19 protein-coding genes are annotated in these 19,905 nt (G+C 52.0%); 12 read left to right on the top strand and 7 right to left on the bottom strand.

Going from position 1 to position 19,905, the window contains the following annotated elements:
* Positions 1-13 precede the first annotated feature (13 nt).
* From EHW58_RS09505 to EHW58_RS09495, 3 genes are read right to left on the bottom strand one after another with little or no spacing between them, the layout of a single operon-like run.
* Entirely contained in the window at positions 14-2,644 is a 2,631-nt protein-coding gene (locus EHW58_RS09505) for a glycosyl hydrolase family 18 protein (protein ID WP_152796115.1), read from the bottom strand.
* Between the two features lie 9 nt (positions 2,645-2,653).
* Positions 2,654-3,826, bottom strand: a complete 1,173-nt coding sequence (locus tag EHW58_RS09500) for a lytic polysaccharide monooxygenase (protein WP_152796113.1) — start codon at positions 3,824-3,826, stop codon at positions 2,654-2,656.
* Between the two features lie 52 nt (positions 3,827-3,878).
* A complete protein-coding gene (locus EHW58_RS09495) occupies positions 3,879-6,704 on the bottom strand; it encodes a glycosyl hydrolase family 18 protein (protein ID WP_227986298.1) in 2,826 nt (941 codons plus the stop codon).
* 610 nt (positions 6,705-7,314) lie between these two features.
* On the opposite strand from EHW58_RS09495, the gene rpsF reads away from it, so the two are divergent.
* From rpsF to rplI, 4 genes are read left to right on the top strand one after another with little or no spacing between them, the layout of a single operon-like run.
* A complete protein-coding gene (gene rpsF / locus EHW58_RS09490; RefSeq protein ID WP_046074370.1) occupies positions 7,315-7,725 on the top strand; it encodes a 30S ribosomal protein S6 in 411 nt (136 codons plus the stop codon).
* A gap of 8 nt (positions 7,726-7,733) precedes the next feature.
* Positions 7,734-8,036: a primosomal replication protein N gene (gene priB / locus EHW58_RS09485; RefSeq protein ID WP_046074369.1), complete on the top strand. Its 303-nt coding sequence runs from the start codon at positions 7,734-7,736 to the stop codon at positions 8,034-8,036.
* 16 nt (positions 8,037-8,052) lie between these two features.
* Complete coding sequence (gene rpsR / locus EHW58_RS09480) at positions 8,053-8,280, top strand: 30S ribosomal protein S18 (RefSeq protein ID WP_021023493.1); 228 nt, start codon at positions 8,053-8,055, stop codon at positions 8,278-8,280.
* Between the two features lie 32 nt (positions 8,281-8,312).
* Entirely contained in the window at positions 8,313-8,762 is a 450-nt protein-coding gene (gene rplI / locus EHW58_RS09475; RefSeq protein WP_046074368.1) for a 50S ribosomal protein L9, read from the top strand.
* Positions 8,763-8,809: 47 nt separating this feature from the next.
* Here rplI and EHW58_RS09470 read toward each other — a convergent pair whose 3' ends face one another.
* A complete protein-coding gene (locus tag EHW58_RS09470) occupies positions 8,810-9,556 on the bottom strand; it encodes a YdiY family protein (protein WP_152796111.1) in 747 nt (248 codons plus the stop codon).
* A 177-nt stretch (positions 9,557-9,733) separates the two neighbouring features.
* Here EHW58_RS09470 and EHW58_RS09465 point away from each other — a divergent pair, with 177 nt between their 5' ends.
* Both EHW58_RS09465 and alr read left to right on the top strand, forming a co-directional pair.
* Complete coding sequence (locus tag EHW58_RS09465) at positions 9,734-11,125, top strand: replicative DNA helicase (RefSeq protein WP_077578833.1); 1,392 nt, start codon at positions 9,734-9,736, stop codon at positions 11,123-11,125.
* A complete protein-coding gene (gene alr, locus EHW58_RS09460) occupies positions 11,115-12,245 on the top strand; it encodes an alanine racemase (RefSeq protein ID WP_227486527.1) in 1,131 nt (376 codons plus the stop codon). Before EHW58_RS09465 ends, alr begins: the two co-directional genes overlap by 11 nt.
* 39 nt (positions 12,246-12,284) lie before the next feature.
* Here alr and EHW58_RS09455 read toward each other — a convergent pair whose 3' ends face one another.
* Positions 12,285-12,719: a secondary thiamine-phosphate synthase enzyme YjbQ gene (locus EHW58_RS09455; RefSeq protein ID WP_152796109.1), complete on the bottom strand. Its 435-nt coding sequence runs from the start codon at positions 12,717-12,719 to the stop codon at positions 12,285-12,287.
* A 229-nt stretch (positions 12,720-12,948) separates the two neighbouring features.
* On the opposite strand from EHW58_RS09455, the gene pgi reads away from it, so the two are divergent.
* Positions 12,949-14,604, top strand: coding sequence for a glucose-6-phosphate isomerase (pgi, locus tag EHW58_RS09450; protein ID WP_046074363.1), 1,656 nt, complete (start codon positions 12,949-12,951; stop codon positions 14,602-14,604).
* Positions 14,605-14,747: 143 nt separating this feature from the next.
* Here pgi and EHW58_RS09445 read toward each other — a convergent pair whose 3' ends face one another.
* Together EHW58_RS09445 and zur are read right to left on the bottom strand one after the other, a co-directional pair.
* Positions 14,748-15,212, bottom strand: coding sequence for a chemotaxis protein CheX (locus EHW58_RS09445; RefSeq protein ID WP_046074362.1), 465 nt, complete (start codon positions 15,210-15,212; stop codon positions 14,748-14,750).
* Positions 15,213-15,241: 29 nt separating this feature from the next.
* Positions 15,242-15,685 carry a zinc uptake transcriptional repressor Zur gene (zur, locus tag EHW58_RS09440; RefSeq protein ID WP_074214093.1) on the bottom strand — a complete coding sequence of 148 codons (444 nt, stop codon included), beginning with the start codon at positions 15,683-15,685 and terminating at the stop codon, positions 15,242-15,244.
* Between the two features lie 282 nt (positions 15,686-15,967).
* Between zur and azu the strand changes: the two genes are divergently transcribed.
* The 5 genes from azu (at position 15,968) to EHW58_RS09415 (ending at position 19,880) form a co-directional block, all read left to right on the top strand.
* Positions 15,968-16,414 carry an azurin gene (gene azu / locus EHW58_RS09435; protein ID WP_152796107.1) on the top strand — a complete coding sequence of 149 codons (447 nt, stop codon included), beginning with the start codon at positions 15,968-15,970 and terminating at the stop codon, positions 16,412-16,414.
* A gap of 97 nt (positions 16,415-16,511) precedes the next feature.
* Positions 16,512-17,444: a glycosyl transferase family 90 gene (locus EHW58_RS09430; RefSeq protein WP_172970027.1), complete on the top strand. Its 933-nt coding sequence runs from the start codon at positions 16,512-16,514 to the stop codon at positions 17,442-17,444.
* 179 nt (positions 17,445-17,623) lie between these two features.
* Positions 17,624-18,652 carry a tRNA dihydrouridine(20/20a) synthase DusA gene (dusA, locus tag EHW58_RS09425; RefSeq protein WP_152796105.1) on the top strand — a complete coding sequence of 343 codons (1,029 nt, stop codon included), beginning with the start codon at positions 17,624-17,626 and terminating at the stop codon, positions 18,650-18,652.
* 158 nt (positions 18,653-18,810) lie between these two features.
* Complete coding sequence (gene pspG, locus EHW58_RS09420; RefSeq protein WP_152796103.1) at positions 18,811-19,074, top strand: envelope stress response protein PspG; 264 nt, start codon at positions 18,811-18,813, stop codon at positions 19,072-19,074.
* A 161-nt stretch (positions 19,075-19,235) separates the two neighbouring features.
* Positions 19,236-19,880, top strand: a complete 645-nt coding sequence (locus EHW58_RS09415; protein WP_046074319.1) for a TIGR04219 family outer membrane beta-barrel protein — start codon at positions 19,236-19,238, stop codon at positions 19,878-19,880.
* Positions 19,881-19,905: the final 25 nt, after the last annotated feature.

Raw genomic sequence — 19,905 nt, 5'->3', positions numbered from 1 at the left:
GAAAAGCAGCTCGTTACAGTAGTTGCCAGACTGCGGCGCTGCCCGGCTTGTCGCCTTGCGTCCACCACTTGGCTTGGTAGCGTTGGTTGTTATATTCAACTTCAGCGCCGCCCGAATAAGCGACGGTTGCTTGCCATTCACTGCTTTGGTTGGCTTGGCTATCCCCGACGCGCTCCCATGGGTCGCCTTGGTCTGGGCGCTGGCCTTTGGTCCACCACTTGGCGCGATACTCCACCCCTTGATATAGGACACGATCGCCGCCCACATACACAGTGTTTTCATCCCACGTTGGTAAGCCACTGGCCGGCGTCACGGTTACCGTGAATTGCGATTGCGTGGTGTTGTCGCCATCGCTGACCTCGACCGTGACCACATAGTCGCGATTCTCCGTCACGGTGGGCGCGGTCAGCGTGACCTGATCACCGGAGCCAGAAACGGCCAGATCGCCGGATGCACGGTAGGTGTAGCTAAGTGTATCGCCATCTGGGTCGTTTGCCTCAATCGTCACACTGGTTTGCTCACCGCTTTTCAGGCTAACAGGGGCGATAGGCGCCACGGTGGGGGCTTGGTTTTCACCCGGTACCACCACCTTAATGATGGCGCTGGCCTCGTCATCGGCTTGGCCGTCTGACACCGTCACCGACAGGGAATAGTCGGTGCTGGTGCTCACATCGGGAGCGGTCACTGTGACCGAATCCGTGTCGCTATTGGTCAGAGCCAACGCCGCATCGCCTTGCCAGCGATAGGTCAGTGTATCGCCATCCCGATCACGCCCATTGGCGGCAATGGTTAACGACGCTCCGGGCGCCAGCGTATAGCTTTGCTGCGCAATGGTAACGGTGGGAGCATTATTGACTGGCGGCTGACCATCCTGTGCTAGGCCTTCGTGCATCGCATTGAGGATATCGCCATTGTCGGCATCGATTTCCCAAGCAAACAAACCGGCAAAGTTATGATTACGCACATACTGGCCTTTGGCTTTGACCGAGCGTTGGTTGTCATAAGTGACGAGCTTACCGTTGTCTGGGTTCCAAACATAAGCCGCTTCGGCTTGCTCATCATAACCGGGTTGGAAGCCATTGATACCGTTCCCCGCGCTGCCGAGCATGGACTTGACGATGCCTTTGTAGTCAATCACACCGGCTTCCCAAATACCGTCTGCGGTGCTGCCTTTGATCGGGCCATTTCCGGGTGCGGTCATCGGGTTGCTAGGATCGGTCGCATTGGCAGGGAAAACGCCTTCCCAACCACGGCCGTACATCGCGGTACCGATCACCATTTTTTCCGGTGGTACGCCGCTTTCTAGCAGTAATTGCACGCCATTATCGAGCGTGTAGGCCGGGCCTTTGCGGGGCTCGCCGTTATCATCGACGCCAGTACCATCACATTCATCGGCGCTCATATGGCTGCCGCAGTAAAGGGCGGTTTGGTGACCGGTGACATTATTCCACGCGCCGAAGAAGTCGTAGGTCATGGCAAAGATGTAATCCATGTACGGCGCGCTGGCGCTGTAATCGACGTTGGCGATTTTGTCATAACCGGCACCGACGGCCGAGGTGAGTTGGTACTCACGGCCCGTGTCGGCCTCGAGCTCATCCAGCATCGCGCGCAGCTCACGCATTAAGGCTGCGTAGGCTTGGCTGTCTTTATCTGGATTGCCTAGATCTGGGTTGGCACCGCCACCGCCTGGGTATTCCCAGTCAATGTCGACCCCATCATAGAATTTCCAGGTTTGTAGGAACTCTTTCATCGAGGCAACAAAGACATCACGGTTGGCTTTGTCGGTGAAATCATAGAAGGGGTCTGATAGGGTCCAGCCGCCAACAGATGGGAGAATTTTCAGATCCGGGTAGCGCTGCTTGAGCGCCATCATTTGCGCATAAGTGCCACCAATCGGATCTTTAGCTGGTGTGCCGGGCAGTTTTTTCTGAACCGCCGCCCAAGGGTCATGGATCACCACTTCATAGTCTTTTGAGCCTTGGCAGGCGAGCTCAAGTGCGCGCAAGCTGTTGCCATTTTCGATGTCGCCCAATGACTCATTGGGGCCACAAATGGGGATAAAGCCATATAAGATGTGGGTGAGATTCCCCGCGGGCACCTGGCTGACATCGAAGTTACGGCCATAAATGCCCCATTCGACAAAGTATGCCCCCACCACGGTATCAGGCTGTTTGGGGTAGTCATTGTTGTTCGGGTCGACATTCATCGGCAGTGGGTCAAGGTGCACGCCGTCGGTGTCTGCGATCACGATGGGTTTGGCGGCACTGGTCGCACACTGGCCATCCACGCCTCCCTCACATAAGGCGAGTTTAAGCTGGTGGCGGCCTCCTTTGTCATAGGGGAAAGTGACAACGCCAGATTTGGTTCCTGCCGGTAAGGTGCCTTGATTGACGACCTGATCGTCAAAGTACACCTTGTAGCTATCACCGCCATCACCGGACCAGGCATTCCATTTAATTTCAATTTGGACTTCGTCCACGCGTTGTACCAGATCTTTGTACGATCCGCGGCCATATTCGTCGACTTCAACAAAAGAATAGTTTTGTGGCTTCCAGTCCAAACTTGGGGTTGAGGGGGCCGCCACGGCGTGGCTGGCACCCAGTGCCCCAGCAATCGCCAGAGAGAGTAGGGTCATTGGCTTCATGTTTGCTCCTTATTGTGTCACGCGTTGCCAAACAAGGGCAGCGCCGGGTTGCTCGTTTCGTGTCCACCATTTTGCTTGGTAGATGTTGTCGCCGTAGCGCACGCGATCCTTGGCCACATAGACCTCAGAAGCGCTCCACGCGGGCAGGTTGCTGGTGGGTTCGTCGGTAGCCGGGATCACCGACAGGTTGAAGCTATAGCTATCGTGGTGGCTAAAGACTTGGTTTTGCACCACGTCATCGGCATTAAACTGGATCTCACCGTGGCGCATCACCCCGATACGTAAGGGCTCGTTAGCCTGTTGTTCGATAAGGCTGGCCAGCGCGTGTGGCCACTCCGCCACATTTTGGTCCGTCAGAGTGAGTGTGACATCTACCACTTCTTGGCCTTGGCGGTTGTGCAAGCGGGCACGTACGCGATCGCCCAAAGCTGCCATTTGTGGATGTGGGACAAAGTAGCCCAGCTCGTGCCATTGGGCTGGCGCTGTCTGACTGGGGGTGATAGTGATGTCGGCACAGTTGTAGAAGCCTTCACCGGCCGGATCAATGCGTTGCCAACGGCTATAGAGAATGGCGTCACCTTGACGATCGGCGGGCAGGGTCACGGTCATCTCGTAATAACGGTTTCCGTTATCGCCGATCACAATGGGCAGATCGCCAAAGGTGTCGATCTTCTCGAGATCATCCCACGTCAGCGCATCGGTCGCGCCGTTGTAGTCTGGCTTGGTGAGATAAATTTCCCAATAGCTTGGGTTGTGAGGTGTGGTGGCGCGAAAACGTACGTCAATTTGGCCATTGCCATCTGGGGTGACTTCGGTCCGTTGCCAATCCGGTGAGGGCAAACTGATCCCGGCTTTATTGGGATCGCCGGCACCACATAAGTTGCCATCGGTCACGGCCGCTTTCACCGCATCCATATTGCGGTAATCCGCCACCAATTGCGCTGATTCGTGGTGTTGCACAAACGGGTAGTGCCCCGACTCTAAGAACGCAGCGCGACAGGCAGCATTGGGAATACGTGACCCATCTGAAGGCCACCAATAGCCCCCTTGCTCATGGCAAATCGCTTGGCGTGCTTTGGGGCTGTCTAAATAGCCATGTGCCATCACTTGTGAACTGCTTGCGACCAGCGCAAGGGCCACGGCGGTACGACAGGAAAACTGTGTGAACGAAGACTTGAACATAACGACTCCTTAACGGGGGCACGCAGCCCCCGCATTCAAGACCAGAAATGGATTAGAGGCTGCAGACTTGGCGCCAAGCTTGACCACCGGGTGCCGCTTGGGTCCACCACTTGGCTTCCCATACCGCATCTTGGTAGATAAGTTGGTCGCCACCGCTGGCATGGTTGCCCCCGTTAGGCCAGTTGGGATAGGTACTCAGGCTGGCAACATCGACGCCGGGACACTGAGACTCTCCGCCACTTTGGCTGGTGCTACCGGGTAGCGCAGGCGGAAGGCTTGGATACTCCTGCTTCACCGCATAGCGCTGGCCATCTTTTTCGATGGTGATATTGGTCGGGTTGGTGATCGGCATGTAGTACATCACCTGAGCATCCAAGGTTTCACCGGGCTTAAAGCTTTGCTCAATGCCGCCCCATTCGTTAATCAGGGTGATGGCAAAGCGATGGTGCGTAGCATCAAACCCGCCGATATTGTTGCCACTGGCGTTGCTGCTATCACGCACAACTTCCATGCGTAGCTTTTTCTGAGCGTTCCAGTCAGATTTAAAAATGGCCGAGGTGGAAACGGGCACATCAAAGCTGATGGTGGCGCCCGATAAGTCCAGATCGGAGTGGTTGGTAAAGCGGAACGTAGGGCGAATAGGATAGTTGTCATCGCCCACCGGGAAGTCCAGCGCGTCAAAGGTGACATCCACTTGCTCGCTTGGCACTTGGAAGTTGGCATCGCCACGTTGCAGTGAGTAGTCGCTGCCAGCTTGCTTAAAGGTTTGGTACGCCAGCGAAGTCAGGGTATCGCCCATAAAGTAGGCTTGACGCTGATCATCATAGCGATAATCCCCCGCCAGCTCCCAGAACATCACCCCGCCTAGACCTTTATTGATCACGTAGTCGACCTTTTCGGCCATCGAGGTTTCGTCTTCCATCGATAGGAATACGCGTTTTTCTTCGTTCCAAACCCACGGCGCTTTGGCGATGTCATCGTAATAACGTTGATAGTTACCGGTGAGACGGTCGCTAGGATCTTGCTCTGGGTCGAGTCCGTACTCCGCCGCATAGGCCGGTAGTTTGCCATCGAGCAGGTTTTTCAAATGCCACAATGGGTTAGAGCCTGCAGGCACTTCGTTGCCGAGCTCGTCCACATCGTGCCAAAGATTATCTATCCCGACTGCACCGTTGCCGCATTTGTTTTTCTCACCGACACCGGTGCCGGCTGGGCACTCACTTTGGTTTGGCAGTGGCGCGCGTCCCCAAAGGCCTTTATCGCCGCCTTGTACGTCTTTAAAGCCGCGGGTGTAATACGGGATACCGATATTGATACGGCCGGGTGACATACCGCCCATAAAATAGGTTGCTGCCCAGTCGGTATTTAAATAACCAATCCCCTCAAATTCAGGCGTTTGGTAGACATTCCACTGTTTAAGCTCTGAGTCTTCGCCGGTGTCATACAGTGGCGCTTGATGGCCAACATGATCATTCCATGCCCCATGTAGGTCATAGCTCATGATGTTGACGTAATCTAAGTATTGGGTGGTTTGGAAAGTTTCCATCCCGCGCAATAAGTAACCCGATGACGGTGCGGCGATGGTCAGCATATAGTGCTTGCCATCTTGTGCACTGGCTTTATCGAGCGCTTCACGTAGCGATTTCATCAGCACTTGGTAGGATTTATTCAAGTGCGCCCGACGTGGGTTAGAGTACTCGAAATCGTCCGGATGCCCCGAGTCTTTCATTGACGATGGGTATTCATAATCAATGTCTAGACCATCAAAGCCATACTGGCGCAAGAAGGCGACGGCACTGTCGGTGAAAGCCCTGATGCCTGCTTGGTTGACACTGCCATCGGCATTGGTGGTCATGGTGTAGAAACCGCCACTGTCGATACGCTCGCCGTTTTCACCGAAGTAGCCCCCAGTTTCGGCCCAGCCACCCACGGAGATCAGCGTTTTCACGTCGGGGTGCTGCTTTTTATACTTGTTGAGCAAGTTAAAGTGGCCTTTGTACGGCAGGGTTGGATCCATCTCTGCGCCGGCCACGCCCGGCCAGGTCATTTGGGTTGCTGGATTATCGGGGGCATTGGGATCGCCGATAGACAATTGGTTGTCCGCATTGACGTGAGCAAAGGCGTAGTTAATGTGGGTGATCTTGTCCCAAGGAATATCGCTGACTAAATAAGCGGGCTGGCCGTTGGCACCGTTTCGCCAGCTGGTGAAATAGCCGATAACACGGCGAGGGTGATCAGCGCCCATGTATTCAAGGCCGTTCTCGTCATACACCGAGCAATACGGCACGTCGACATCGGGGGTGGTGTATAAACCAGCCGGACGACAGGCATACTCATCGCCGCCGGTTTGGTCATCACCCACCACCTGTTGCAATGTTTGGGTATCGGTCGCGCCTTTGTCGTCGGTCACGGTGAGACTAAACGTAAAGCGCCCCGTTTGTTCGGCTTGCCAGTCAATGGTGGTCGCTTCTGCACCTTCATATAAGACAGTGTCGCCTTGTGAGAGTACGAATGAGGTCACTGTGCCATCCGTATCGGCCCCGGCGAGGGTGAAGGTGAGTGTGTCGCCAACCTCAACGGGTCCAGACGGTGACACGGTTAAGGTTGCGGTAGGGGCTTGGTTAACGCTGCCCGCGCACTGGCCGAGGATTTTCCATGCTTTCCACTCGCCAGACTGAGTGGCAGGATCGGCTTGCGTCCACCACCTTGCCTCATAGGCGGTATTGTCCGCTTTGACTTGATCCCCTTTGGTGTAGGTATTGCCATTCTGCCAATCGGGCAGAGGCTGGCAATCAACCGCAGCATGCACGCTGGGGCTAGTTAACGCGAGCCCCGCCAAACCTAGCGCGACGGCACGTGATGGCGTCATCAGTTTCATATTTTGCTCCCAAAATTTTTGAAGCGAATTTCATCAATACAGTTAGCGATTGATGCGTCCTTCCCTACGCTTTTTGCACTAAAAAACCGACTTTCAGGTCAAGTCTAGGCAACAAAGTGGTTATATTGGGCAATGAATGCCAAGAAATGGAGGCGAAGGTGTAATAATTTGAGCGCGGGTTCAGAAATTAATTATCGATAAAAAAGAAGTGCATCAATAGCGTGATGTCGGTTGAAAATTAAACAAACTTGACAGTTTGCAGGCTTGATTTCTTGATTTTTTTGCGATTTGTCATGCTTTTTCGGTCTATGTCACGGAGAATGTTATCAGTAGGTTGTTGTTTTGAGCGAATTAAGTGGTGCGCACATTCTATGTTGTAAAGGGGGAGGATAAGGCGCGTGTTCCGATAAGTAACGCAGCGAGGGCCTTTTGACGTTGTGGTGACACGGTGACAGAAAGAAAAGCGGATAAAGAGAAAATCTGTTTGCTTATGCCGCTGCAATTCTGTACTATCTCGCGCCTGATTCTCGGTCTTTTACTTTTCGTTCCTTGCTTCCGCTGGACGACCGAGCCAATTGTGGAAGCTGATTAATCCGTAAGGAGCAACTCAATGCGTCATTACGAAATCGTATTCATGGTGCACCCTGATCAAAGCGAGCAAGTTGCTGGCATGATCGAGCGTTACACTGCGTCTATCAAAGATGCAGGCGGTCAAATCCACCGTCTAGAAGACTGGGGCCGTCGTCAACTGGCTTACCCAATCAACAAGCTGCACAAAGCACACTATGTTCTGATGAACGTAGAAGCTGAGCAGGCTGTGATTGACGAGCTGGAAAGCATGTTCCGCTTCAACGACGCGGTGATCCGTAACATGATCATGCGTACCAAAGACGCTATCACTGAGCCATCTGTCATGATGAAGGCTAAAGAAGAGCGTACCGCTAAGCGTGAAGAGCGCCCAGAAGCGAAACCAGAAGCAAAAGCTGAAGCGCAAGCTGAAGGCGAAAACGCAGCTGAGTAATTGCTGTGATGACCAATCGGTTGGAGCTTGCTGGTGTTATCAGTAAAGGTCCGGTCCGTCGCCAAAGTCCTGCAGGAATTCCGCACTGTCACTTTGTGTTAGAGCACCGTTCCACGCAGGTTGAAGCTGACCTACCTCGACAAGTGTTTTGTCGCTTATCTGTGGTAGCCAGTGGGCAAGTGTCAACACAACAAACGCAAAATTTAGTTTTAGGCAGCCATATCAAGGTAAGCGGGTTTCTCGCCTACCAAACCAGCCGACAAGGCGAGGGTAAATGGGTATTGCATGCCGACAACATCATAGACATTTAGATCAGGAGATAAGCCCATGGCACGTTTCTTCCGTCGTCGTAAATTCTGCCGTTTCACTGCAGAAGGCGTTACAGAGATCGACTACAAAGATGTAGCGACTCTAAAAAATTACATTACCGAATCAGGTAAAATCGTACCTAGCCGTATCACTGGTACTCGTGCTAAGTATCAGCGTCAACTGGCTCGTGCTATCAAGCGCGCTCGTTACCTGGCCCTGCTGCCGTACACTGACAAGCATCAGTAATCGGAACTGTCCAAGTTAGAGAGGATTGAAGAATGCAAGTTATTCTACTTGATAAAATCGGTAACCTGGGTGGCCTAGGTGATCAGGTAACTGTTAAATCTGGTTATGCGCGTAACTTCCTTATCCCTCAGGGTAAAGCAGTTATGGCAACCAAAGCCAACATCGAACACTTTGAAGCACGTCGTGCTGAGCTAGAAGCGAAAGTTGCTGAGCAACTGGCAGCCGCTCAAGCGCGTGCAGAAAAAGTTGAAGCACTAGAAGCCGTTGAAATCGCGTCTAAAGCGGGTGATGAAGGTAAACTATTTGGTTCTATCGGTACCCGTGACATCGCTGATGCTGTGACTGCAGCAGGCGTTGAAATTGCGAAAAACGAAGTGCGTCTACCAGAGGGCGCATTGCGTCACACTGGTGAGTACGAAATCAGCGTACAGCTGCACTATGACGTGTTCGCAACCGTAAAAGTAAACGTTGTTGCTGCGTAATCGCGCATCAAAACGTTGATAAAAAGCCAGCCCTCGGGCTGGTTTTTTTATAGCCACTGATAGCGAAGGCCGACGGTTAGCACGCTGTCGTGGTGCTTCAATCCTGGAGGCACATCCGTCATATAGTTGTGTTTGCTGGTTATTTTTATCGAAAGCTTTTCGGTAATGGTAGAAGCCAGAGTGACGGCACCTTCCACGCTGGTATTACTGGCGCCCGAGATTACAATGCTTCTCCCCTCTAAGCTGACACTGTCGACCAGTTGCCACTCTCCTTTAGCCTGTGCACGAATCACCGGCTCGCGAACCGAGTAAGGCATGATGAGATCGTCATCGTCGATTTCATCAAGATTGGGACGCTGGTAGCGATACCCTGGCCCCACTTCCGTGCTGAGTTGGAAGGTGTCACTTTGCCACCATTGGTGGCCAAGCCCTGTGGCTAACATAAAGTCATCGTAATAGGGACCGTAGCGGTCAGCGACATAGGTAGCGTTTAGTAAGACATAGCTGCGCGCGCTAATACCACGGTTTGCTTGGGCTTCTAATTCTGTTTTACGTTTATCTTCCTCGCCATCTTTTTCCACTTGTAGCACGCTCGCGCTGGCTTGATAACGTGTTTGTTCGCCATCATATTGACCATTCACTTCCCCGTTGACTGTTTGTGAATCGGCATTGCCGCTTAACTGTTGCAGTCCTAACGACAAATCACTTTGCCAAGGGGATGACGTGGTCTCCGTGGCGTGGCTAAAAGGGATATATAATGTGGACATCACAAGGAAGAGGGACGGCACTTTCATCGTGAATCACCTGTTGACAATATCGCGCCTTATCCTAGGTGTCCTGGCCTCCTAGGCGGTCAAATTTAAGTTAAAATCTCGGGGACTTATTCAGCGTTTGGAAAAAAATGCTGCATGGGGCAGCGTCCTGCGAGGACAGCGGGTATAATGACCCCCAGTAGCAATAGGTGAGTTTTTATGGCAGACAATCGTAAACCCGCAAAAGATCAGCAAGTCGCTAACCTCAAAGTGCCCCCACACTCTATCGAAGCCGAGCAGTCTGTGTTGGGTGGTTTGATGTTGGATAACGAACGTTGGGACGCGGTTGCGGAAAAAGTGGTCGGCCATGACTTTTATAGTCGTCCGCACCGATTGATTTATGAGTCCACCAAGTCTTTGCTTGATGAAGGCAAGCCGCTTGACTTAATCACCTTATCTGAACACCTAGAAAAAACCGGTCATTTGGATGATGTGGGCGGTTTTGCCTATCTGGCTGAGTTGGCTAAAAATACGCCAAGTGCGGCGAATATTGTCGCTTATGCGGATATTGTCCGCGAACGAGCCATGGTTCGTAACCTGATCGGGGTAGCCAATGAAATTGCGGATGCCGGCTATGACACCCAAGGGCGCACGTCAGAAGATCTGCTCGATATGGCGGAGAGCAAGGTGTTTGCGATTGCTGAGTCACGAACCAGTGAGACCGAAGGGCCGCAACATATCGACTCGGTGCTCAGTAAAACCCTTGAGCGTATCGAAGAGCTTTTCAAAACCCCACAAGATGGAGTCACGGGCGTATCGACCGGCTTTACTGATCTGAACAAGAAAACGGCAGGTCTGCAGCCTTCTGATCTTGTGATCGTGGCGGCTCGTCCTTCAATGGGTAAAACCACCTTTGCGATGAACCTGTGTGAAAACGCGGCGATGGATCAAGAAAAGCCGGTACTCATTTTCTCGCTCGAGATGCCAGCTGAACAGCTGATGATGCGTATGTTGGCCTCGCTCTCACGGGTTGACCAAACCAAGATCCGTACCGGTCAGCTTGATGATGAAGACTGGGCGCGTATCTCGTCATCGATGGGGATCTTAATGCAGAAAAAGAACATGTACATCGATGACAGCTCCGGCCTGACGCCGACGGATGTGCGTTCACGCGCGCGCCGTGTTGCCCGTGAGCATGGTGGGGTGAGCATGATCATGGTCGACTATCTGCAGCTAATGCGTGTTCCTGGCTTGCAAGAGAATCGAACTCTTGAGATTGCCGAGATCTCCCGCTCCCTCAAAGCGCTCGCGAAAGAGCTGAATGTGCCTGTGGTGGCGCTATCACAGCTTAACCGTTCGTTGGAGCAACGGGCCGACAAACGCCCGGTTAACTCGGATTTGCGTGAATCGGGTGCCATTGAGCAGGATGCTGACTTGATCATGTTTATTTACCGCGACGAAGTCTATAACCCGGAAAGTGCGATGAAAGGGATTGCAGAAATCCTGATTGGTAAACAGCGTAACGGCCCGATTGGCTCAGTACGACTGACTTTCCAAGGGCAGTATTCGCGATTTGATAATTATGCAGGGCCGGCGTTTGATGACGAGTAATCCTTTTATCATGACGAATGCGGCCAAAGCCGTTATCGATCCGGAGGCGATGATACACAACATCCAGGTGATGCGTCGCCAAGCGCCCAATAGCAAAGTGATGACAGTGGTTAAATCGGATGGTTACGGCCATGGTTTGGTCTCAGTGGCCTCCACACTTGCGCCTTATAGCGATGCTTTTGGGGTGGCACGGATTGAAGAAGCACTGACGTTACGGCAGGCCGGTATATGCTTGCCTATTGTTTTGTTGGAAGGTTTTTATGAAGCCGACGAGCTGCCGCTATTGGTTGAACACCAACTGACCGCCACGGTGCACTGTGATGAGCAAGTCACCATGCTGACTAACGCGGCACTGAGTGAGCCGTTACCCGTGTGGTTAAAGGTCGACTCTGGGATGCATCGCTTAGGCTTTGAGCCTGAGCAAGTGCCAGACGCACTCTCTGCCTTGAAAGCGTGTGACAATGTGGCGCCGCAAATTGGCTTTCTCAGTCATTTCGGTTGCGCCGACGAGATGGATAATCCCATTACGCAAGCGCAAATAGACACCTTCACACAGGTGACAGAAGGACTGCCCGGTGAACGCTCACTGGCGGCGTCGTCGGGAACCTTGTTTTGGCCGCAAAGTCACTTTGATTGGGTGCGCCCTGGCATTTGCCTATATGGTATTTCGTCGCGGATTGAACTGACGGGTGAACAGCTGGGCTTGAAACCGGCGATGCGCTTAACCTCAAGGGTGATGGCCGTTCGCAAGCTAAAAGCCGGTGAGCCGGTAGGATATGGCGCGCGCTGGCGTAGCGAGCGCGATACGCTGATTGGTGTGATAGCCATCGGTTATGGTGATGGCTACCCACGACTGGCGCCCGATGGCACCCCTGTTTGGTTGAATGGCCGCGAAGTACCACTCGCTGGGCGGGTATCGATGGATATGATCACGGTCGATTTAGGGCCAGATGCCGCTGACAAAGTGGGGGATGAGGCGGTGTTATGGGGGCCTGAGCTTCCCGTCGAGCGCATTGCCCGCTTGGTCGATACCATCGGCTATGAGCTCGTGTGCCAAGTGACCGGCCGAGTGCCGCGCCAATACCTGACCACCACCTCTGAGCGGCGGGCGGCGGGTTAGGCCCTGCCCCCTTATCTAAACGCATGCTGGCCAGCGAGACTAGACGTTGGCTTGTGGTGCGCCTTGCAGGGTCACTACCAAGGTACGCATGCCGCCCTCATCGCGATGCTCGCCTAGATAAATCCCTTGCCACGTGCCTAAATTCAGCCGACCTTGGCTGATGGGCACCGTGACGCTTGCGCCTAACAATGACGCTTTGATATGCGCTGGCATGTCATCGTCCCCTTCGTAGGTGTGGCGATAATAAGGCGCACGCTCAGGCACTGAGTGATTAAAGTGCGTCTCCATATCTTGGCGCACGGTCGGGTCGGCGTTTTCATTGAGGGTTAAGCTCGCCGAGGTGTGCTTGATAAATACTTGCACCATACCTACATCCATGTCGCCCAACATGGGGAGCGCGTGCACGATCTCGTCGGTGATCAGGTGAAACCCGCGCGGCAGAGCACGCAGACGAACCTCAGTTTGATACCACATAAGCAATCCTTGTTGTGATCTTTATCGTATGCTGTTGGCTCACAGGCGATCCAACTATTCTATGATTGATCGCAACCTACTCACAGCGATTAGATGTGAGAATCGAGCCATGATTATGTAATATTACACCAATGACCGCTGCGTACAGCGTGGTGGTGCTGACGTTATACAGGATCCTTGCCTGCTGTGATACCCACAGCAGCACTCACAACGCGATTTGGATGACATGATGCTAAAGACAACGAATCCCACTCAGACCGTGGCGTGGCAATCACTGACCGCCCATTTTGAAGAAGCGCAGGACTACACACTGGCTGATCTGTTTGCTGATAACCCAGAGCGATTTGCCCACTTCTCAACGCAATTCGAAGACAGCATTCTGTTGGATTATTCCAAAAACTTGATCAGCGAAGAAACGCTGACCAAGTTATTGGCACTCGCCGACGAAACCGGGGTCGCTGAAGCGATTGAGTCAATGTTTAGCGGTGAGAAAATCAACCGTACAGAAGATCGCGCGGTTCTCCACACAGCACTACGTAATCGTAGCAACACGCCTGTGATGGTTGACGGCGAAGATGTGATGCCTAAGGTTAATGCGGTACTGACGCAGATGCAGTCTTTTTCCGAGCGCGTGATCAGTGGCGAATGGAAAGGTTACACTGGTAAAGCGATCACCGATGTGGTGAATATTGGTATCGGCGGATCAGACTTGGGTCCTTATATGGTCACTGAAGCGTTGGCGCCGTATAAGAATCACCTTAACCTGCACTTTGTCTCTAATGTCGATGGCACCCATATGGCTGAGACGTTAAAAGATCTTAACCCGGAAACCACCTTGTTCTTGGTGGCGTCAAAAACTTTTACCACCCAAGAAACCATGACCAACGCACACACGGCGCGTGACTGGTTTATGAATGCAGCAGGGGATGAGACCCAGGTGGCGAAGCATTTTGCCGCGCTATCAACCAATGCCGATGCCGTGGCAAATTTTGGTATTGATACCGCCAACATGTTCGAGTTCTGGGATTGGGTTGGCGGCCGCTACTCACTGTGGTCGGCGATTGGTCTATCTATCTGCTTGGGTGTAGGTTACGACAACTTTGTCGCGCTGCTTGATGGTGCGCACCAAATGGACAATCACTTCAAAACCGCGCCGATGGCACAGAACATGCCGGTTTTGTTGGCACTGATTGGTCTTTGGTACAACAACTTTCACGGGGCGGAATCAGAAGCTATTTTACCGTATGACCAATACATGCACCGTTTTGCGGCTTACTTCCAGCAAGGCAATATGGAATCAAACGGTAAGTATGTCGACCGCAATGGTCGCCCGGTTGACTACCAAACAGGGCCTATCATCTGGGGCGAGCCAGGCACGAATGGTCAGCACGCTTTCTACCAGCTGATCCACCAAGGCACCAAGTTGATCCCATGCGACTTCATTGCTCCTGTGCACAGTCATAATGCGATTGGCGATCATCACGCCAAATTGATGGCGAACTTCTTCGCCCAGACGGAAGCGCTAGCCTTTGGTAAGAGCCGTGAGCAAGTCGAAGCTGAGTTGACGCAAGCGGGCAAATCAGCCGAAGACGTGGCTGCGATTGCGCCATTTAAAGTGTTTGAAGGCAACCGTCCAACCAACTCGATTTTGGTGGAGAAAATTACCCCTTATACACTCGGCGCGCTGATTGCCATGTATGAGCACAAGATTTTCACCCAAGGAGTGATTTGGAATATCTTCAGCTTTGATCAGTGGGGCGTTGAGCTCGGTAAACAGCTGGCGAGTAACATTCTGCCTGAGCTCGGTGATGCGCAGCAGGTCGAAAGCCACGATAGCTCAACCAATGGCCTGATCAACGCGTTTAAACAGTGGCGCCAAGCCTAAACTGAGCGTAACCGTGATTGAGAAAGTCAAACGCCGCGATGGTTATCGCGGCGTTTTTATATTTTTGGGGTCCAACCATTGGAGGCCACCTAGTGAGCTGTCGCCTTTGGCACAGCGCATGATCGCTTGCGACGTATGTCCGTTTAGTGATCGAAGCAGATCTCAATAAAGGCAGTGCCGTGCGGGGACTTAAATGGCATGATGATCACAGGCCCATCGCTTTTGTGATTGATGGTATGGCCTTTGCCGGATACGACCACAGGGGTGGCCATCTCAAACTCGAAGCCCTTTTCTGACAAAATACGCTTCGCGCCACCTGTCACCATATTGGTGATCTCACCGACCATATCCGTCACTTCTTCATCAATCGACTCTGACCGCTCTCCAAGCATACGCTGCATGATTTCAAGCGCCATATCTTCATCAAAGGTGACGGAAAAGGAGCCCTTAGTCTGTGGGCCGACCATGCCAATTAACCCAGAAACGTCCCCTTTGGCGATCTCTGACTTTTTCAAGTGAGGCTTCTCTGGCTGGATTTCCAGCTGTGCCATCGTCTGTAGCACATTGATCAGTGAAGTAAGAAACGGGTTGACGAATTGTGCTTCCATAAAGAATGTCCGTCCTAATCAATTCAGTATTAGTGAGCTAGGCATTGTGCGCAGGTACCATGGGTTTCAATCACGTGATGTTGGACCTCAAACCCCATTGTTTGCGCCTTTTCACGCAACGCCTCAGAAAGCTCCTCAGTGTGACACTCTTCCACGGTGCCGCATTGATCACAGATGAGCAGTTGGGAGCAGTGCCCCTGGTGGCCAAGATGACAACAAGCGATATAGCTATTGGTTGACTCCACCTTATGCACAAACCCCTGCGCTAACAGAAAGTCTAGCGCACGATAAACCGTTGGTGGTTTGGCTTGTGGCTCTGTTTCACGCAGCTCGTCTAGCAGCTCATAGGCGCTGATCGCACGTGAATAGTTGGCGATAATCTCGTAAACGCGCGTCCGCTGCGGCGTTAATCGCACGCCGCGTTGCTCGCAAAGCTGCTGTGCGCGGTGCAGTAACCCAGTGGTGTTGGTCATAGCGCCTCAAAGTGCTAACAGTCAGTCAGTTATCTTACCATAGCTGTATAACATCGCACCCCACCTATCGTCATCCTATGCGCTTTGCCACAAGTGTAAATAGGTAGTCCAATATCACTTGATCGCGATCAGTTACCCTACAGTAATGATAGAAGTAAAAATAAAAACCAATCAGTCGATTTTTGAATCGGCTAACTGTTTTGTGCTGTCATGTCAGTATGATGACAGCGTGCCACAGGCATTAAAAACATACCTTTACATCCATAATAGGAGTATGTACCGATGAAAAAACTGTTAGCCCTCGCCGCCATGGCGTTCGCGTCTGTTTCAACGCAAGCGGCTGCCAATGAGTGTGAGTTAACTGTCACCACCGGCGATAAAATGGCCTACGACCAGTCATCGTTGTCCGTACCAGCAAGCTGCAGCGAAGTTACGCTAACGCTGGAGCATCAAGGCTCAATGCCTGTGACCTCTATGGGCCACAACTGGGTGCTGTCGGAAACGTCTAACCTGCAAGATATCGCCATGAAAGGCGCCGGTGCCGGCGCAGATAACGACTATCTGCCACAAGGCGACGATCGCATATTGGCACACACTAAGCTGATTGGCGGCGGCGAAAGCACCACCATCACCTTCTCAACCGAAGGTTTGCAAGGCAAAGACTTAACCTATTTCTGCTCATTCCCAGGCCACTGGACTGTGATGAAAGGCAAATTCACCATCGAATAAGTCTTGTCGCGAGAGAGCACCTCGTTCGGCTCTCTCGCTTGCCAAGGTCGTTGTGATTTGGCAACCTGTAAGTGGTATTTATGGTAAGTTATCAAACGTGAAGAAGTTTCAATACTATAGTTATAACATTGCGATAAACGCTATCCCTAAGTTTTTATATCGTAAGTTAGTAGACAGAGACTTCGATGAGCTTTATCGCCAACATCAGAATGATATCGATTATCGTGTCGCGTATTATAACCGCATGGTCCAACCATTTTCTTTTGCTCCTTCGCTGATTAAACACGCAACCGGTAACCTGAAACGAGATTGCGGCTCTGCCTATTTTCTCGATATGTTACGAGTTATGCGCCGTTTTCCAGATGGGTTATTTTTGCACTATATAGGTGGGGATGTCATCAATGTACCTACATGCCCTGCGTTCGTGAAAAGTCGCCCGATTCATGGTGATAACCAAAACGCTGTCCTGCTGAAACTCAATGCTATTCGTCATTTTCAATTTATTGATGATCCTGTGCCTTTTGTGCAAAAGCGGGACAGTATGGTATGGCGAGGACGATGCTTCAATGATAAGCGCCGCCAGCTTCTTCAGCGCTTTTACACGCATCCAACTATTGATGTCGGGGATACACGCCCCGCGAATGATACTGACCAAGCCTATCGAAAAGCCCCGCTGACACCGCAAGCGCAGCTACAGCATAAGTTTATTCTGAGTGTGGAAGGGAAAGATGTCGCGACCAATTTAAAATGGATCATGTCATCTAACTCGCTTTGCGTGTCACCACCAATGGAGTATGAAACCTGGTTTATGGAGGGACGATTAATTCCCGGGGTTCACTATGCTGAGGTCAACGCGGACTTTTCTAATCTCGAGGAGGTGATGGACTACTACCTTACTCACCCTCATGAAGCGGAGGCCATTATTAACAACGCCCATCAATGGGTAAATCAATTTCGCGACCGACAAAAAGAGGCGGTGATCAGCTACTTAGTGGCAGAGAAATACTTTCGGATTTCGCAACAGCGCTAGGAGACAAGGGTCGCCATCCACTTTAGGTCATTACAGCCGCGTTCGTATTCTCATCCGTTTCTATTTCAAACCCTTCACGTTCACCTGTTCTGCTTAAATCTTACCGGTGCAATGTGTATAATCCGCGTCCGCCTGTCGAAAATGACCGTCGTTCAACGTAATTGCAGAGATTCGAGACCATGACTACCCCCAGCAAAACCGCCGCCAGCCCTGATGTGACGCCAAAAACGGTGATGCAGCGTTTCTCTGTTGCGCCCATGTTGGATTGGACCGATCGCCACTGCCGGTATTTTCATCGCTTACTATCAGAACACACTTTGCTGTTTACTGAGATGGTCACCACAGGCGCGATCATTCATGGTAAGGCCGATTACCTTGCCTACAACGAACAGGAGCATCCGGTGGCGTTGCAGCTGGGGGGATCGGATCCGGCGGACTTGGCAACATGCGCCAAACTGGCGGCTGAGCGTGGTTATGATGAAATTAACCTCAACGTTGGTTGCCCGTCGGACCGGGTGCAAAACGGGCGTTTTGGGGCGTGCTTAATGGCTGAGCCTGAGCTGGTGGCGCAGTGTGTGGCTGCCATGCGCGAAGTGACCGATGTGCCTATTACGGTGAAAACCCGCATTGGTATTGATGAGCAAGACAGCTACGAATTTTTGACTGACTTTGTGGGTACCGTCAGTGAAAAGAGTGGTTGTGATATGTTTACCGTGCATGCACGTAAGGCGTGGCTAAAAGGGCTGAGTCCCAAAGAAAATCGGGAGATCCCGCCGCTGGATTACCCGCGTGTTTATCAGCTTAAAAAAGATTTTCCGCACCTCACACTTGCCATCAATGGCGGGGTGAAAAGCCTTGAGGAAGCGGAACAGCACCTAGCGCATCTTGATGGCGTGATGGTCGGCCGCCAAGCTTATCAGAGCCCGTTTATGTTGGCCGAGGTCGATCAGCGTTTATTTGGCAAGACAACCCCTCGCATTACACGTCGCCAAGCAGTCGAGGCGATGTTCCCATACATTGAACAGCAGCTCACTCAAGGGGCGCAACTCAACCATATTAGCCGCCATATGTTAGGTCTGTTCCAAAATATGCCAGGCGCGCGGCAATGGCGCCGCTATATCAGCGAGAATGCGCACAAGCCGGGCGCGGGTGTTGAGGTACTGACCACCGCAATGAGCCATATCCCTGAGCAATGGCTTGATGCCTGAACCGGTGAAAAGCACCAATTATTGGTTAAAATATAACCGCACCTTCATGAAGACCTGAAGGCAACGCTGTAATCTATTGAATTAATGATAAAATATAGAGTGACAAATTGGCCTGAAACCTGCAAAGTCTGTCTCGCTATCAAGACAAGGAGATCGCAATGATCGAAATACTCTTTCTGATTGGCTTTGCTGTTGTATTGTTTATGACAGGCGTAAGCATCATGGGCATGGTGCTGGCCATGCTGGCCGGCTTTGCCGTGATGATGCTGGCCGGGATGATAGGTACGCTGCTTAAGCTACTACCATGGCTTTTGGTGATCGCCTTGGTTGTGTGGCTTGTTAAACGCCAGCGTCGCAGCCGCAAAGGTGAGCCTGAAGTGATTATCAACGAAAAGCGCTGGACACGATTCCGTCGCCGTTAAGCGCACAAAATTTGCGCGTCGACACAGCAAACACACGCCGTTGCGGGTTTTTCTCTTCACCTCGGCACAAAGCTTGCTATTATTCTAAGCAATCGGCGACAAGGCATGGCTTTGCCGCCTCCGCGTGACGACCTTTTTTAATCGACAATGTGGAGAGTTTCATGAAAACCACTTCAATGACGCTTGCCGCCGCAGCGCTCACTGCGTTTTTGGCCATGCCCGCTCAGGCAGATACCTTGGCAGGCGGTAAAGTAGGGGCGGATGCCTGGTTTATGGATGCTGACGTCAATAATGTAGAAGCCGATGATGCGAGCACTGCTGGCTCTTATTACGCGGCGATTGAGCATCCGTTACCATTGATCCCCAATGCGAAAATCCGCCAAACCTCGGTGAGCGTGGATAACCCTGATGTTGATTTTGATCAAATTGACTTTGTTGCCTATTACGAGTTTCTCGATAACGATCTCGTGTCGGTCGATGCGGGCATTAATATGCAGCGTTTCCAATCCGGTAAGTTTCAAGGGCAAAGCTTTGACGAGTGGCAACCGAACATTTATGCCGATGCACGTGTAGGTCTAGTCGGCACGCCTTTATTTGTATTTGCCACCGTGAGCAAAGGCGAGTTTGATGGCACCAGCACCTTGGATGCCGAAGCGGGCTTGCAATATCAGTTAGGTTTAGTGGCCGCTGATTTGAACGTGCGAGGCGGTTATCGCATGATCGACCATGACTTCGACTACTTTGACAATAATGACGGAGAGCTTGATGTGACTGGCTTCTTTGTCGGTGCAGAGCTCGACTTTTAATCGGTTGAGCGTCAAGGCAACGAGT

The sequence above is a fragment of the Salinivibrio sp. VYel1 genome (assembly GCF_009377945.1).
GTDB classification, from domain to species: Bacteria; Pseudomonadota; Gammaproteobacteria; order Enterobacterales; family Vibrionaceae; genus Salinivibrio; species Salinivibrio siamensis.
Note: the sequence above shows the minus strand (reverse complement) of the source record. Positions and strands in the feature narration are given on the sequence as shown.